The 15624-nt window shown below is 68.3% G+C and carries 15 protein-coding genes; 11 read left to right on the top strand and 4 right to left on the bottom strand.

The annotated features are described in order from the left end of the window. Positions 1–81: 81 nt before the first annotated feature. Positions 82–753 carry a response regulator transcription factor gene (locus tag ACI2L3_RS24155; RefSeq protein ID WP_098241447.1) on the bottom strand — a complete coding sequence of 224 codons (672 nt, stop codon included), beginning with the start codon at positions 751–753 and terminating at the stop codon, positions 82–84. A 15-nt stretch (positions 754–768) separates the two neighbouring features. Further along, the gene (locus tag ACI2L3_RS24150) at positions 769–1650 is read right to left on the bottom strand and encodes a RecB family exonuclease (protein ID WP_404754462.1); all 882 of its coding nucleotides are present in this window, start codon (positions 1648–1650) and stop codon (positions 769–771) included. Positions 1651–1779: 129 nt separating this feature from the next. Between ACI2L3_RS24150 and ACI2L3_RS24145 the strand changes: the two genes are divergently transcribed. From ACI2L3_RS24145 to ACI2L3_RS24135, 3 genes are all read left to right on the top strand, one after another. Further along, positions 1780–3234, top strand: a complete 1455-nt coding sequence (locus ACI2L3_RS24145) for a site-2 protease family protein (protein WP_404754461.1) — start codon at positions 1780–1782, stop codon at positions 3232–3234. Between the two features lie 58 nt (positions 3235–3292). Then, positions 3293–4195 (top strand): tRNA (adenine-N1)-methyltransferase, encoded by a 903-nt coding sequence (locus ACI2L3_RS24140; RefSeq protein WP_404754460.1) that lies wholly within the window; start codon positions 3293–3295, stop codon positions 4193–4195. Positions 4196–4368: 173 nt separating this feature from the next. Next, entirely contained in the window at positions 4369–4956 is a 588-nt protein-coding gene (locus ACI2L3_RS24135) for a hypothetical protein (protein WP_404754459.1), read from the top strand. Between the two features lie 19 nt (positions 4957–4975). On the opposite strand, the gene ACI2L3_RS24130 is transcribed toward ACI2L3_RS24135, so the two are convergent. After that, on the bottom strand, positions 4976–5287 hold the full coding sequence (locus ACI2L3_RS24130) for a ferredoxin (RefSeq protein WP_404754458.1): 312 nt from the start codon (positions 5285–5287) through the stop codon (positions 4976–4978). A gap of 254 nt (positions 5288–5541) precedes the next feature. On the opposite strand from ACI2L3_RS24130, the gene arc reads away from it, so the two are divergent. The 6 genes from arc (at position 5542) to prcA (ending at position 11629) form a co-directional block, all read left to right on the top strand. Beyond that, complete coding sequence (arc, locus tag ACI2L3_RS24125; protein ID WP_362993692.1) at positions 5542–7308, top strand: proteasome ATPase; 1767 nt, start codon at positions 5542–5544, stop codon at positions 7306–7308. A 213-nt stretch (positions 7309–7521) separates the two neighbouring features. Beyond that, the gene (dop, locus tag ACI2L3_RS24120; protein ID WP_404754457.1) at positions 7522–9033 is read left to right on the top strand and encodes a depupylase/deamidase Dop; all 1512 of its coding nucleotides are present in this window, start codon (positions 7522–7524) and stop codon (positions 9031–9033) included. 124 nt (positions 9034–9157) lie between these two features. After that, positions 9158–9376, top strand: a complete 219-nt coding sequence (locus ACI2L3_RS24115; protein WP_150219625.1) for a ubiquitin-like protein Pup — start codon at positions 9158–9160, stop codon at positions 9374–9376. Positions 9377–9417: 41 nt separating this feature from the next. Next, positions 9418–10005 carry an endonuclease VII domain-containing protein gene (locus ACI2L3_RS24110; RefSeq protein ID WP_404754456.1) on the top strand — a complete coding sequence of 196 codons (588 nt, stop codon included), beginning with the start codon at positions 9418–9420 and terminating at the stop codon, positions 10003–10005. Beyond that, a complete protein-coding gene (gene prcB, locus ACI2L3_RS24105) occupies positions 9957–10802 on the top strand; it encodes a proteasome subunit beta (protein WP_362993687.1) in 846 nt (281 codons plus the stop codon). Before ACI2L3_RS24110 ends, prcB begins: the two co-directional genes overlap by 49 nt. A gap of 53 nt (positions 10803–10855) precedes the next feature. Then, positions 10856–11629, top strand: coding sequence for a proteasome subunit alpha (gene prcA / locus ACI2L3_RS24100; protein WP_404754455.1), 774 nt, complete (start codon positions 10856–10858; stop codon positions 11627–11629). An 85-nt stretch (positions 11630–11714) separates the two neighbouring features. Here the strand turns inward: prcA and ACI2L3_RS24095 are convergent, their stop codons facing one another. Then, positions 11715–12740 carry a LacI family DNA-binding transcriptional regulator gene (locus ACI2L3_RS24095; protein WP_404754454.1) on the bottom strand — a complete coding sequence of 342 codons (1026 nt, stop codon included), beginning with the start codon at positions 12738–12740 and terminating at the stop codon, positions 11715–11717. Positions 12741–12886: 146 nt separating this feature from the next. On the opposite strand from ACI2L3_RS24095, the gene ACI2L3_RS24090 reads away from it, so the two are divergent. Together ACI2L3_RS24090 and pafA are read left to right on the top strand one after the other, a co-directional pair. After that, positions 12887–14146: an MFS transporter gene (locus ACI2L3_RS24090; RefSeq protein WP_404754453.1), complete on the top strand. Its 1260-nt coding sequence runs from the start codon at positions 12887–12889 to the stop codon at positions 14144–14146. A 9-nt stretch (positions 14147–14155) separates the two neighbouring features. Next, the gene (gene pafA, locus ACI2L3_RS24085; RefSeq protein WP_404754452.1) at positions 14156–15517 is read left to right on the top strand and encodes a Pup--protein ligase; all 1362 of its coding nucleotides are present in this window, start codon (positions 14156–14158) and stop codon (positions 15515–15517) included. Positions 15518–15624: the final 107 nt, after the last annotated feature.

Genomic DNA, 15624 nt, shown 5'->3' with positions numbered 1-15624 from the left:
CCGAGTCACCCCAGACGCCACGACGAAGGTGGCCGCCCCCACACGGGGACGGCCACCTTCGCCGTTGTTCTCAGCGTCCCGTCACTGCGCGCCGGGGCGCACCAGACCGCTCTCGTACGCGTACACCGCGGCCTGCACCCGGTCACGCAGGCCCAGCTTCGTCAGCACATGGCCGACATGCGTCTTCACCGTCGTCTCGCTGACGAACAGGTCCGCCGCGATCTCCGCGTTCGACAAGCCGCGCGCGACCAGCTTCAGGACCTCCACCTCACGCTCGGTGAGCGTGTGCAGCGTGTCCGGCACCGGCTCGTCACCGGACGGCAGATGCGCGGAGTACTTGTCGAGCAGCCGGCGCGTGATGCTCGGCGCGAGCATCGCCTCGCCCGCCGCCACCACCCGGATCGCCTGCACCAGCTCGTTCGCCGGGGCATCCTTGAGCAGGAACCCGCTGGCACCCGCGCGCAGCGCCTCCACCACGTACTCATCGAGATCGAACGTCGTCAGGACCAGCACCTTCGCCGGACCGTCCCGGCCGGGCCCGGTGATCTGCCGGGTCGCCTCGACACCGTCCATCCGCGGCATGCGGATGTCCATCAGAACCACATCGGGCTGCAGCGCCCGCACCTGGTCGAGAGCCTGCAGGCCGTCTCCGGCCTCGCCGACGACCGCGATGTCCTGCTCGGCCTCCAGAATCATCCGGAACCCGGTGCGCAACAGCGGCTGGTCATCGACCAGTAGGACGCGGATGGCCACGTGTCTCTCCTTCAGCTAGCCCGCGCCCATTCTGCCCTGCTCGCCCACCGCGGACTCGGGCGCCCTCACAGGAAGCGGATACGGCGGGGGAGTCCCACCGAACTCAGGACATACCGCCTGGTGATCGCACCAACCGCACAATTTGGTCGGCCGCGGCCGCCACTCCCCGGTCTCCGTCGCCAGCTCGATCGCCTCCCACAGCGCGAGCAGCTTCCGCTCCACCCGCTCCAGATCCGCCACCACCGGGTCATACGTGATCACGTCACCGCTGCCCAGATAGACGAGCTGGAGGCGGCGCGGCACCACACCCTTCAGACGCCACACCACCAAGGCGTAGAACTTCATCTGGAACAGCGCGCCCTCCGCGTACTCGGGACGCGGGGCCTTGCCCGTCTTGTAGTCCACGATGCGGACATCGCCCGAGGGGGCCACGTCCACGCGGTCGATGATCCCGCGCAGCTTCAGACCCGACTCCAGCTCGGCCTGCACGAACAGCTCCCGCTCCGCGGGCTCCAGACGTGTCGGGTCCTCCAGCGTGAACCAGCGCTCCACGAGCTTCTCGGCGTCGGACAGCCAGCGCGCCATCCGCTCGCCCTCGGGATCGTCCGCGAACAACTCCGTCAGCTCCGGCTTCGCCTCCCGCAGCCGGTCCCACTGCCCCGGAATGAGCGACTTGGCGCGCGGCGCCGTGCGCTCACCCGCCGGAGCGTCGAAGAGCCGCTCCAGGACCGCGTGCACCAGAGTGCCCCGGGTCGCCGCCTCACTCGGCTTCTCGGGCAGCTTGTCGATCACCCGGAACCGGTACAGCAGCGGACACTGCATGAAATCGCCCGCGCGCGAGGGCGACAAAGACGCCGGGCGCACGGCCGCCGCGGCACCGTCGGTGCTGGTTTCCATGAGGACAGACCCTACGACCCACCACTGACAACAGCCGCATACCATCGACGACGAACCCTCTCACCCTGCATGATCGTGCGGGTAACCGCGCCATACCGGGGCGAGGGACGCTTCGAACGAGGGGACATCGTGGACGAGAGCGGCGAGAGCGGCGGGCCGCAGTCCGACGGCACCGAAGGGCTGCGGCACAAAGACCCGCAGCACCCGAAAGACGCGCACGGCGCGGCCGGCCCCCCGGAGCCGACGCGCCCGGTCGGCACGGACACGGACCCGGGCACGGCCCACGAGCCGGAACAACCCCGGCACGACGGGACCGGCACGTCCCTCACCAAGACACCACGCGAAGAGCGGCCCACCGAGCCACAGCGCCCCAGCACCCCACCCACGCCACCCTCCAGCAAGGGGACCCCGGTGCCCCCCAAGGCACAGAAGGGACCCGGCGGCGGACTGCTCATGGGCAAGCCCTTCGGCGTCCCCGTCTACGTCGCACCCAGCTGGTTCCTCGTCGCCGCCCTCATCACCTGGGTCTTCGGCGGCCAGCTCGACCGCGTCCTGCCCGAACTCGGCGGCGCCCGCTACCTCGTCTCCCTCTTCTTCGCGGTCGCCTTCTACGCCTCCGTACTCGTCCACGAACTCGCCCACACCGTCGCCGCCCTCCGCTTCAAACTCCCCGTCCGCCGCATCCAGCTGCAGTTCTTCGGCGGCGTCTCCGAGATCGAGAAGGAGTCCGAGACCCCCGGCCGCGAATTCGTCCTCGCCTTCGTCGGCCCACTCCTCTCCCTCATCCTCTCCGGCGTCTTCTACGGAGCCATGCGCCTCGTTGAACCCGGCACCGTCCCCGGCGTCCTGCTCGCCGGACTGATGATCTCCAACCTCATCGTCGCCGCCTTCAACCTCCTCCCCGGCCTGCCCCTCGACGGCGGCCGCATGCTGCGCGCCGTCGTCTGGAAGATCACCGGCAAACCCATGAGCGGCACCGTCGCCGCCGCCTGGGTCGGCCGCGCCCTCGCCATCTCCGTCCTCATCGGCCTCCCCCTCCTCAACCAGTCCGGCGCCCTCGGCGGCGAACCCGAGGACATCGGCGGCATGAACACCGTCACCGACGCCCTGCTCGCCGCGATCCTCGCCGCCATCATCTGGACCGGCGCCGGAAACAGCCTCCGCATGGCCCGACTGCGCGAACACCTGCCCGAACTCCGCGCCCGCACCCTCACCCGCCGCGCCGTCCCCGTCGAAAGCGACACCCCCCTCTCCGAAGCACTCCGCAGAGCCAACGACGCCGGCGCCCGAGCCCTCGTCGTCGTCGACGCCGACGGCGACCCCATGGCCGTCGTCCGCGAAGCCGCCATCGTCTCCGTACCCCAGCACCGCCGCCCCTGGGTCGGCGTCGGCGGCCTCGCCCAGGACATCACCGAAGGCATGCGCATCTCCGCCGAGCTCGCCGGCGAAGAACTCCTCGACACCCTCCGGGCCACCCCCGCCACCGAATACCTCGTCGTCGAGGAATCCGGCGAAATCTACGGAGTACTCTCCGCCGGCGACGTCGAGCGCGCCTTCGTCAAAGCCATGGCCAGACCGTCCTGACCACCGCCCTCCCCAAGCGGTGGTCCGAGCTTCCCGCCACGGCCGGTAGGCTGGTCACATGTCCGAACCGACCGGTGCCGCCCGCCGTCGCGGGCCCTTCAAGGTCGGGGACCAGGTCCAGCTCACCGACCCCAAGGGACGCCACTACACGTTCACGCTCGAGGCCGGGAAGAACTTCCACACCCACAAGGGTTCCTTCCCCCACGACGAACTGATCGGCGCTCCCGAGGGCAGTGTTGTCCGAACCACGGGAAACGTCGCCTACCTGGCGCTGCGACCCCTGCTCCCCGACTACGTCCTGTCCATGCCCCGCGGCGCCGCCGTGGTCTACCCCAAGGACGCGGGGCAGATCCTGGCCTTCGCCGACATCTTCCCCGGCGCCCGCGTCGTCGAAGCGGGCGTGGGCTCGGGCTCGCTCAGCAGCTTCCTGCTGCGCGCCATCGGTGACCAGGGAATGCTGCACTCCTACGAGCGCCGCGAGGACTTCGCCGAGATCGCCCAGCAGAACGTGGAACGCTACTTCGGCGGCCCCCACCCCGCCTGGCAGCTCACCGTCGGCGACCTCCAGGACAACCTCAGCGACACCGAGGTCGACCGCGTCATCCTCGACATGCTCGCCCCCTGGGAATGCCTGGAAGCCGTCTCCAAGGCACTCGTCCCCGGCGGCATCCTCTGCTGCTACGTCGCGACCACCACCCAGCTCGCCAGGACCGTCGAGTCCATCCGCGAGATCGGCGGCTTCAACGAGCCGACCGCCTGGGAATCGATGATCCGCAACTGGCACATCGAAGGCCTCGCCGTCCGCCCCGACCACCGCATGATCGGGCACACCGGCTTCCTCCTCACCGCCCGCCGCCTCGCGGACGGCGTGGAACCCCCCATGCGCCGCCGCCGCCCCGCCAAGGGCGCATACGGCGAGGACTACTCCGGCCCGAACGCCGACGGCGGCGCCCCGCGCTGACCCGCGCGCCAGGACCCGCCCAAAGAACAGGCGCCGCCGCCGAGTTCCCTGACCGACCAGGGAACTCGGCGGCGGCGCCGTTTCGTTGACCCCCGGTGTTCCACCCCACTGTGACGTATGGCACGATGCTGGCCACCCCCCGCCGGCACAGCCCTCACAGGAGACACTTCCTAGTGCAGCACCCCGCCGTCCCGGAACTGGCACACACCACCACCCGCCCCATCCACTGGCTCGCCACCGCGGCCGCACTCGCCGCCGTCGTCACCGCCTCGGCCGTCCTCCAGCCCGACGACGCCACCGCCGCACAGACAGGCCACAAGCCGCACCCCAGAGCCGCCGCGGCCGCCCCGGCACCCGCCCCCGCGCCCGACCCGGCCTCCGTCGACTTCCCGATCACCTGCGGCCCCGTGCAACCCGCCGTCAAAAAGAAGACCACCGGCGACCTCGACGGCGACGGCCGACCCGAAACCGTGGCCGTCGTGCACTGCCGCGCCGGATCAGGCACCCCACCCGACGGCATCTATGTGATCACCAGGCCGGCCACGGGCAAACCCCGCGTCGTCGCGACACTCGTCGACCCCAAGGACCGGCTCACCGTCAGCGACCTCGCCCTGCGTGACGGCACCGTCACCGCCACCCTGCTCGGCTACTCCTCGCCCGACGTGCCCCGCTGCTGCCCCGACGAACAGGACAAGGCCAAGTGGCAATGGAAGGACGGCACGTTCCAACGGACCGCACCCGCCGAGGCGCGCAGCGTCTGACGCCCCGGCAGGCACCGGATCAAGCCGCCTCCGGCCCGTACACCTCGACACCGTCCGCGACACGACGCACATGGATGCAGTCGCCCGGACACTCCTTGGCCGAATCCACCACATCGTTGAGAAGCGGCAACGGCACGGGCGTTGTCGCCCCAGGAGCCTGCAACAGCTCGTCGTCGCCGCTCTTCACATAAGCCAGACCATCAATGTCCAGCTCGAACACCTCGGGCGCGTACTGCGCACAGATACCGTCCCCGGTACAGAGGTCCTGATCGATCCAGACCTCCAGCGAATCGCCCTCACTGCCGGTCTCGGCCTCGTGCCGCACGGTCATCTCTCCTGCCGGTCGCTGCGCCGGGCGACCCGAAAATACAGCAAGTCGGGCCAGCCCTGACGGGTGTTGAACAGTTCGACGATACAACCGCCCGCTTTCCGATGTTGTTGGGTGGGTATTCCCCTGGTGTGAGGGAGAGCGCAAGGGTGAAGATCGGACACACCCCCATCGTCTTTGTGATCTAGGGGTTTCAATCGACACCCACCCAGGTAGGGTCTGGAAGCGTCCAGCTCCCCTTGGAGGAGGTGAGGACCGTGGCAGCCCACGACGACGACATCAACCGCGGCATCCGGCCGGGGCGAGGGTCTGAAGACCCCGCCGGTCAGGTTGCCTATCTCGAGCAGGAAATCGCCGTCCTGCGACGCAAGCTCGCCGACTCTCCGCGTCATACGAGGATTCTCGAAGAGCGGATCGTCGAGCTGCAGACCAACCTGGCCGGCGTATCCGCACAGAACGAGCGGCTCGCCAACACGCTCCGTGAGGCCCGCGACCAGATCGTGGCCCTCAAGGAGGAAGTCGACCGGCTCGCACAGCCACCGGCCGGCTTCGGAGTCTTCCTCGTGGCGAACGAGGACGGCACGGCGGACATCTTCACCGGGGGCCGCAAGCTCCGGGTGAACGTCAGCCCGAGCGTGGAGCTCGAAGAGCTCAGGCGCGGCCAGGAAGTAATGCTCAACGAAGCGCTCAACGTGGTCGAGGCCATGGAGTTCGAGAGCGTCGGCGACATCGTCACCCTCAAGGAAATCCTCGAGGACGGCGATCGAGCCCTGGTGGTCGGACACACCGACGAAGAACGAGTGGTACGGCTCGCCGAACCCCTCCTCGACGTCACCATCCGCCCGGGCGACGCCCTCCTGCTCGAACCCCGCTCCGGCTACGTCTACGAAGTCATCCCCAAGAGCGAGGTCGAAGAGCTCGTCCTCGAAGAAGTCCCCGACATCAGCTACGAGAAGATCGGCGGCCTCGGCGGCCAGATCGAGATGATCCGGGACGCCGTCGAGCTCCCCTACCTCTACCCCGACCTCTTCAAGGAGCACGAACTGCGGCCGCCCAAGGGCGTGCTGCTCTACGGGCCCCCCGGCTGCGGCAAGACGCTGATCGCGAAAGCCGTCGCCAACTCCCTTGCCAAGAAGGTCGCCGAGGTCACCGGACAGCCCGCGGGGAAGAGCTACTTCCTCAACATCAAGGGCCCCGAACTCCTCAACAAGTACGTCGGCGAGACCGAGCGCCACATCCGCCTGGTCTTCCAGCGAGCCCGCGAGAAGGCGAGCGAGGGCACCCCCGTCATCGTCTTCTTCGACGAGATGGAATCCCTCTTCCGCACCCGCGGATCCGGCGTCAGCTCGGACGTGGAGAACACCATCGTCCCCCAGCTGCTCGCCGAGATCGACGGCGTCGAAGGCCTGGAGAACGTCATCGTCATCGGCGCCTCCAACCGCGAGGACATGATCGACCCCGCGATCCTGCGGCCCGGACGACTCGACGTCAAAATCAAGATCGAGCGCCCGGACGCCGAAGCGGCGAAGGACATCTTCGCCAAGTACCTCACCGAACGGCTCCCCCTGCACGCCGACGACCTGGCCGAACACAGCGCCGACCGGCGCACCACCGTCCAGGGCATGATCCAATCCGTCGTCGAGCAGATGTACGCCGAATCCGAGGAGAACCGCTTCCTCGAGGTGACGTACGCCAACGGCGACAAGGAAGTCCTCTACTTCAAGGACTTCAACTCCGGCGCCATGATCGAAAACATCGTGGGCCGCGCCAAGAAGATGGCCATCAAGGCCTTCCTCGAAGCGAACCAGAAGGGCATCAGGGTCGCCCACCTCCTCCAGGCTTGCATCGACGAGTTCAAGGAGAACGAGGACCTGCCCAACACCACCAACCCCGACGACTGGGCCAGGATCTCCGGAAAGAAGGGCGAGCGGATCGTGTACATCCGAACCCTCGTCACCGGAAAGCAGGGCGCAGACACCGGACGCTCCATCGACACGGTGGCCAACACCGGTCAATACCTGTAGAACACAGGACGGCTGCGGGTGTCCTTCACGGGTACCCGCAGCCGTCTGCTTTTCAATGAAGGCAATGATCTCCCCACCAGCGCAAAGGCGTTCTAGGCTCTTCGGTACCGCCGAGTCGCGCAGTGCGGGGACGGGCACCGCACACGCACCGGAGCAACAGCGGTACTTGAGCGCCGTTCCCGAACGGGAGCGCCGCCGGGCAAGGAGGGCCGCATGACCGTACGGCGAGTAATGGGCATCGAGACGGAGTACGGCATCTCCGTCCCCGGCCACCCCAACGCCAACGCAATGCTCACCTCGTCCCAGATCGTCAACGCCTATGCCGCGGCGATGCACCGGGCGCGGCGCGCCCGCTGGGACTTCGAGGAGGAGAACCCGCTGCGGGACGCGCGGGGTTTCGACCTCGCCCGCGAGGCCGCCGACTCCAGCCAGCTGACCGACGAGGACATCGGCCTCGCCAACGTCATCCTGACCAACGGAGCGCGCCTCTACGTGGACCACGCGCACCCCGAATACAGCTCACCGGAGATCACCAACCCCCTGGACGCGGTCCTCTGGGACAAGGCCGGCGAACGCATCATGGCCGAAGCCGCCGAACGCGCGGCCCAGCTCCCCGGCGCCCAGCCGATCCACCTCTACAAGAACAACACCGACAACAAGGGCGCCTCCTACGGCACGCACGAGAACTACCTGATGAAGCGGGACACCCCCTTCTCCGACATCGTGCGCCACCTAACCCCCTTCTTCGTCTCCCGCCAGGTCGTCACCGGCGCAGGACGCGTCGGCATCGGCCAGGACGGCCACGAACACGGCTTCCAGCTCAGCCAGCGCGCCGACTACTTCGAGGTCGAGGTCGGCCTGGAGACCACACTGAAGCGGCCCATCATCAACACCCGCGACGAGCCGCACTCCGACGCCGAGAAGTACCGCAGGCTCCACGTCATCATCGGCGACGCCAACCTCTCCGAGATCTCGACCTACCTCAAGCTCGGCACGACCTCCCTCGTCCTCGCGATGATCGAGGACGGCTTCATCAACGTCGACCTCGCGGTCGACCAGCCCGTGCGCACACTGCACCAGGTCTCCCACGACGCGTCACTCAAGCACCTCGTCACCCTCCGCAGCGGCCGCTCACTCACCGCCGTACAACTCCAGATGGAGTACTTCGAGCTCGCCCGCAAGTACGTCGAGGAGCGGTACGGCGCCGACGCCGACGAGCAGACCAAGGACGTACTGACCCGCTGGGAAGACGTCCTCGGCCGCCTGGAGAGCGACCCCATGAGCCTCTCCGGAGAACTCGACTGGGTCGCCAAGCGCGAGCTCATGGAGGGCTACCGCCGCCGCGACAACCTCGACTGGGACGCCGCCCGGCTCCACCTCGTCGACCTCCAGTACGCCGACGTACGCCCCGAGAAGGGCCTCTACAACCGGCTGGTCGCCCGCGGCAAGATGAAGCGGCTCCTCGACGAGGCGGACGTCGAGCGCGCCACCACCAAGCCGCCCGAGGACACCCGCGCGTACTTCCGCGGCCGCTGCCTCGAGCAGTACGCGGACGACGTGGCCGCGGCGTCCTGGGACTCGGTCATCTTCGACCTCCCCGGCCGTGACTCTCTGCAACGGGTGCCCACGCTGGAGCCCCTGCGCGGCACGAGGAACCACGTCAAGGAACTCCTGGACCGCTGCCGCACGGCAGAGGAGCTGGTTCGGGTCCTCTCGGGCGGCTGAAAGGTCATCGGCGGGGGAATCACAGAGGTGGGTCCCGCACGTTCCAGCAACTGCGGGGCCGATGTCGGGCCCGAAGCGTAGGGTCTGATCAAGAACGTCTAACCGAGCGAGCGGGGTGAGGTAGATGGCGACCAAGGACACCGGCGGCGGACAGCAGAAGGCGACGCGTCCCACCGAGGAGACCGAGGAGCAGACGCAGGACGCGCAGGCTTCGGAGGACCTCAAGGAACGCCAGGAGAAGCTGAGCGACGACGTCGACTCGGTTCTGGACGAAATCGATGATGTGCTCGAGGAGAACGCCGAGGACTTCGTGCGGTCCTTCGTTCAGAAGGGCGGAGAGTGACTTTGCCTTTGAATCGAAGGTTGGGGATGTAGGGAGGGGTCTTGTCGGAGCCGCTCAAGCGGTGCGCGCGATGTCGAGAGTTCAAGCCGCGCGAGGCGTTTGCATCGAATCGGGCTCTGCGTGACGGCCTGCAGTGCTACTGCAGGCCGTGCGCCGCGGAGTATCACCAGGAGCGGCAGAAGGCCAAGGGGAAGAACGTTCGGCCCAAGGTCGCAGCTCCGGCCGGGCACAAGTACTGCCGCAGGTGTGGGGAGACCAAGCCTCATGCGGAATGGGATCGCAACAAGGCGGCATCCGACGGCCTGTCCACTCGGTGCAAGGCGTGTCGGGCCATCGAAGGCCGCGCCTCCCATCTCAAGCGTCAGTACGGCATGACCGAGGCCGAGCGTGACGAACTCATCGGGTCCCAGAAGGGCCTCTGCGTGATCTGTCTCGAGGCACCTGCCGTGCATGTGGATCACTGTCACGAGACGGGTAAAGTCCGTGGCGTACTGTGCTTCAACTGCAACTCAGGCATCGGCAAGTTGGGGGACGACCCCGACAAGACCCGCCGAGCCACCGCTTACCTGGAAGGAAACTCGTGGAAGCCAATCCTCGTAGCACCGGGCGTCTACCAGCTGCCTTCCTGACGCCTGGTTCGTCGTCGTTCATGGATTTCCTGTCCGAGCACCAGCCGGAAATCCTCCCCGGCAACCGTCAACTGCCGCCCACCCAGGGCGTCATCGAGGCGCCGCACGGCACGACCATCGTGGCCGTGACGTTCCCGGGCGGTGTGGTTCTCGCCGGTGACCGGCGGGCGACCATGGGCAATGTGATCGCGCAGCGGGACATCGAGAAGGTGTTCCCGGCCGACGAGTACTCGGCGGTGGGCATCGCCGGTACGGCGGGTCTCGCCGTGGAGATGGTGAAGCTCTTCCAACTGGAGCTGGAGCACTTCGAGAAGGTGGAGGGCGCCACGCTCTCGCTCGAGGGCAAGGCGAACCGGCTCTCCACGATGATCCGCAGCAACCTGGGCATGGCCATGCAGGGTCTCGCCGTGGTGCCGCTGTTCGCGGGGTACGACGTGGACCGCGAGAAGGGCCGCATCTTCTCGTACGACGTGACGGGTGGGCGTTCGGAGGAGCACGGCTTCGCGGCGACCGGTTCGGGTTCGGTCTTCGCGCGCGGTGCGATGAAGAAGCTCTATCACGACGGTCTGACCGAGGAGCAGGCGACGACGCTGGTCGTCCAGGCGCTGTACGACGCGGCTGACGACGATTCGGCGACCGGTGGTCCGGATGTGGCCCGCCGGATCTATCCGATCGTCACCGTGATCTCCGACGAGGGGTTCCGGAGGCTGACGGACGACGAGTCGTCCGCGATCGCGCGCGCGATCCTGGAGAAGCGGCTCGAGCAGCCGGACGGCCCGCGCGCCGCACTGCTCTGATCGCTCCGAATTCGCCACTGACTGAAGTTTTTTGACAGAAAGGGACGGATCCGGTGTCGACGCCGTTCTATGTCTCACCCCAGCAGGCCATGGCCGACCGGGCGGAATACGCCCGGAAGGGCATCGCCCGTGGCCGCAGCCTTGTCGTGATGCAGTATGCCGACGGCATCGTCTTCGTCGGCGAGAACCCGTCCCGTGCGCTGCACAAGTTCAGCGAGATCTATGACCGGATCGGCTTCGCGGCCGCCGGCAAGTACAACGAGTACGAGAATCTGCGGATCGGCGGTGTTCGGTACGCCGACCTTCGTGGATATACGTACGACCGTGATGACGTGACGGCCCGTGGGCTCGCCAACGTCTATGCGCAGACGCTCGGCACGATCTTCTCCAGCAACGCGGAGAAGCCGTACGAGGTGGAGCTGGTCGTCGCCGAGGTCGGCGTGACGCCGGACGGTGATCAGATCTACCGTCTGCCGCACGACGGTTCGATCGTGGATGAGCACGGTTCGGTCGCGGTCGGTGGCAATGCCGAGCAGATCAGTACGTATCTCGACCAGCGTCACCAGGACGGGATGACGCTGGCCGAGGCGCTCAAGCTCGCGGTGCAGGCGCTGTCCCGCGACACCAACGGCAGTGAGCGGGAGATTCCCGCGGAGCGGCTGGAGGTGGCGATCCTCGACCGGACGCGGCCGCAGCAGCGGAAGTTCAAGCGGATCGTGGGGCGTCAGTTGTCGCGGTTGCTCGATGAGGGTGGTGCGACGGACGCGGCGACCGATACGGATGAGGATGCCGGGCCCGCGCCGCGGTCCGGCGGCGACGTCGAGTAGTCCGTTTCCGTTTTCTGTTTTTCCGGGTGCGCCCCGTGTTCCGGCCCTGTGGTCGGGAGGCGGGGCGCTTCTGTGTGTGCGTGCGTCAGTGGGTGGCGGGGCCGGTGGAGCCGCGGACGGTCAGTTCGACGGGGAGTGGGGTGGCGTCGGGGGTGCGGCCCTCCAGGACGGCGACGAGGGATTCCATGCCGCGTTCGCCGAACCGCTCGGCGGGCAGCCGGACCGTCGTGAGCTCCGGTTCGACGGCGGTGGCCAGGGTGAGGTCGTCGAAGCCGGTGACGGAGACGTCCTCGGGGACGCGCAGGCCGAGCCGTCGGGCGGCTTTGCAGACGCCGGCGGCGAGGAAGTCGTCGTCGCAGATGACGGCGGTGGGGCGGGGTCCTGGGGTGGAGAGGGCGGCTTCGGCGACGAGGCGGGCGGCCGCGACGTTGAGGGGGGCGGCGACGCGGCGTACGGCGGTGTCCGTGCCGCGCAAGGTCCGTGCGAGGGCTTCGGCGCGTACGTCGAAGGTCCAGGAGTCGACGTCGGCGGCGAGGTGCAGGAAGTCGCGGTGGCCGAGGGTGAGGAGGTGTTCCGTCACTTGGCGCATGCCGTCGGCGAGGTCGAGGTTGACGGTGGCGGCGCCGAGGCTGCCCGCTGGGTCGCTGTCGAGCATGACGAGGGGGAGGTCGTCGCCGCGGATGGTGGCGAGGACGTCGGAGGCCATGGAGGAGGCGAGTACGCCGTCGAGGGAGGCGCGGGCGGAGGCGAAGGGGTCGCGGGCGGGGCCGATGCCGTCGGGGGAGGGGTAGAGGACCACGCCGAAGCCGTGGCGGGCGGCGATGCGGGCGACGCCGGTGTAGACGTGTGCGAAGAATTCGTTGGTGAGTTCGGGGACGACGAGGAGTGCTGTTCTGGTTCTGCCGAGGCGGAGGTTGCGGGCGGCGAGGTTGGGGCGGTAGCCGAGTTCGCGGGCGGCGGTCCGTACGCGTTCGGCGGTGGGTTCGGCGACGCGGCCGCGCCATTTGTCGCCGAGGACGAGGGAGACGGTGGCTTGGGAGACTCCGGCCGCGCGTGCGACGTCGCGGCTCGTGGGGCGGGGGCCCCCGGCTTCCTGCAGTGGCCCGGCCAATTGGCACCTCCCGGTTCGTGCCCGCGCGCGGGGTGTGCCGTGTCGCGGGTTCGCGGTGGACCCGCGGACAGCGCTCATGGTACGTATGACGCCGGACGTTATACGTAAAACCCCGGCTGTGCGGCGCGGGGGGAGGGCGGGAGAGCATGGCTGCGGGATACGCGGAGATCCTCAGGACGCGCTACGCGACACGGCTGCTCGCCGGGACGCTGGTGGGCAGGCTGCCGAACGCCACGGCGGCGATCGCGATCGTGCTGTTCATCCGGGCCGAGGGCGGCACCTACAGCCTGGCCGGGGCACTCGCCGCGGTGTACGGCGTGGCGAACGCGGTGGGGCAGCCGCTGCTCGGGCGTCTCGTCGACCTGTACGGCCAGCCGCGGGTCCAGCTGCCCGCCGCGCTGCTCTCGGGCCTCGGCATGGCGGTGTTCGCGTTCACGGGGCCGGACCAGCTGGCGCTCGCCTATGTGGCGGTCGGGGCCGCGGGTCTGTTCACGCCGCCCCTGGAGGGCGGTCTGCGTGCTCTGTGGCCGAGCGTCCTCGGCAAGGAGGAGCAGGTCCACACGGCGTATGCCATGGATGCCATCGCTCAGGAAGTCATGTTCACCGTAGGGCCGTTGCTCATCACGGGCTGCGTGGCCCTGTGGTCGGAGCAGGCGGCGCTGCTCGTCGTCAACGTGGTGGGTGTGCTCGGTGCCCTCTCCGTAGTGGTGTCCCGGCCTTCGCGCGCGTGGCGTTCGGCGCCGCGGGAGGCGCACTGGCTCGGCGCCCTGCGCTCGCCGGGGCTGCTCGTGCTCCTCGGTGCGTTCCTCTTCATCGGTATGGCGCTGGGCTCGATCACGGTCGCGGGTGTCTCGTACGCGGACACGCACGGCGGTGACGCGGTGTACGGCTGGATGATGGCGGCGGTCGGGCTGGGCGCGCTCGTGGGCGGGTCCGTGTACGGGGCGCGGCCGTGGAGCGGTGCGCCGGAGCGGAGGCTGAGTGTCCTGGTGGCGTTGCTGGCGGTCTGCTATTGGCCGTTGGTGCTCACGCCGGGGGCGGTGGCCATGACGGCGCTGGCGGCGCTCGCGGGTGTGTTTCTCGCGCCGGCGCTCGCGTGTGCGTTCATCATCGTGGACCGGCATGCTCCGCGGGGCACGGTGACCGAGGCGTTCTCGTGGCTCGTGACGACGTTCACGGTGGGGGCGTCGCTGGGGACCGCGGTGGCGGGGCCGGTCGTGGAGTGGGGTGGTACGGCGTGGGGCTTCGCGGTGCCGGGGCTGGCGGGTGTGGCCGCGTTTGCGGTTCTGCTGGCCACGGCGCGGGTGCTCGTACCGGTCGTGGAATCGGGGGTCGTTGCGGGTTCATCGGAAAATGATCGAAACGGTGCTGCCGAACCCGGTTTCAGTGCCGGGCATCAGGCGTAATGTTCAGTCATGGACCGCCGCATTTTCGGGCTGGAGAACGAGTACGGCGTCACATGCACGTTCAGGGGACAGCGCCGTCTGTCACCTGACGAGGTGGCGCGCTACCTCTTCCGCCGTGTTGTGTCATGGGGCCGCAGCAGCAACGTCTTTCTGCGGAACGGCGCCCGCCTGTATCTCGACGTGGGCTCACATCCGGAATACGCGACACCCGAATGTGACAACGTGACCGAGCTGGTCACCCACGACAAAGCGGGCGAGCGCATTCTGGAAGGCCTGCTCGTCGACGCCGAGCGCCGCCTGCACGAGGAGGGAATCGCGGGCGACGTCTACCTTTTCAAGAACAACACCGATTCGGCGGGAAACTCCTACGGCTGCCACGAGAACTATCTGGTGGCCCGTCACGGGGAGTTCTCCCGGCTCGCGGACATCCTCATTCCGTTCCTCGTCACGCGGCAGCTGCTGTGCGGTGCGGGCAAGGTGCTGCAGACTCCGCGCGGCGCCGTGTACTGCGTCAGCCAGCGTGCCGAGCACATCTGGGAAGGGGTGTCCTCCGCGACCACCCGGTCCCGGCCGATCATCAACACCCGCGACGAACCGCACGCGGACGCCGAGCGCTACCGCAGGCTCCACGTCATCGTCGGTGACTCGAACATGTCCGAGACGACCATGCTCCTCAAGGTCGGTGCCACCGATCTCGTGCTGCGCATGATCGAGGCGGGCACCGTGATGCGTGACCTCACCCTGGAGAACCCGATCCGGGCCATCCGTGAGGTCAGCCATGACATCACGGGCCGCCGCAAGGTGCGTCTGGCCAGTGGCCGGGAGGCCTCGGCCCTCGAGGTGCAGCGCGAGTACTACGAGAAGGCGGTGGACTTCGTCGACCGCCGCGGCATCCGCACCGGCACCGTCGAGCAGGTTCTGGAGCTGTGGGGCCGCGCCCTGGACGCGATCGAGAGCGAGGACCTCGACCGCATCGGCACCGAGATCGACTGGGTGATGAAGTACAAGCTCATCGAGCGGTACCGCGCGAAGAACAACATGACCATGTCGCACCCGCGGGTCGCGCAGATAGACCTCGCGTACCACGACATCCACCGTCGCCGAGGGCTCTACTACCTCCTGGAGAAGAAGGGGCAAGCCGCCCGTATCTGCAACGACTTGAAGATTTTCGAAGGCAAGTCGGTGCCGCCGCAGACCACCCGCGCGCGGCTGCGGGGCGACTTCATCCGGCGGGCCCAGGAGCAGCGGCGTGACTTCACGGTCGACTGGGTGCACCTCAAGCTCAACGACCAGGCACAGCGCACGGTGTTGTGCAAGGACCCGTTCCGGTCCGTGGACGACCGGGTGGAGAAGCTCATCGCCGGGATGTGAACCGTGGGTCCCGAGGGGCCCGGGGGAATCGAGTGAGGTTGCGGGAACGCAACACGGGCGCCGTACGTTCCTCGTACGGCGCCCTTCTCACGCCGTAGAGTTGCGCG

The organism is Streptomyces sp. NPDC029674 (assembly GCF_044903205.1).
Taxonomy (GTDB): Bacteria; Actinomycetota; Actinomycetes; order Streptomycetales; family Streptomycetaceae; genus Streptomyces.
The sequence above is the reverse complement of the archived record's forward strand: the minus strand, read 5'-3'. Positions and strand labels throughout refer to the sequence as shown.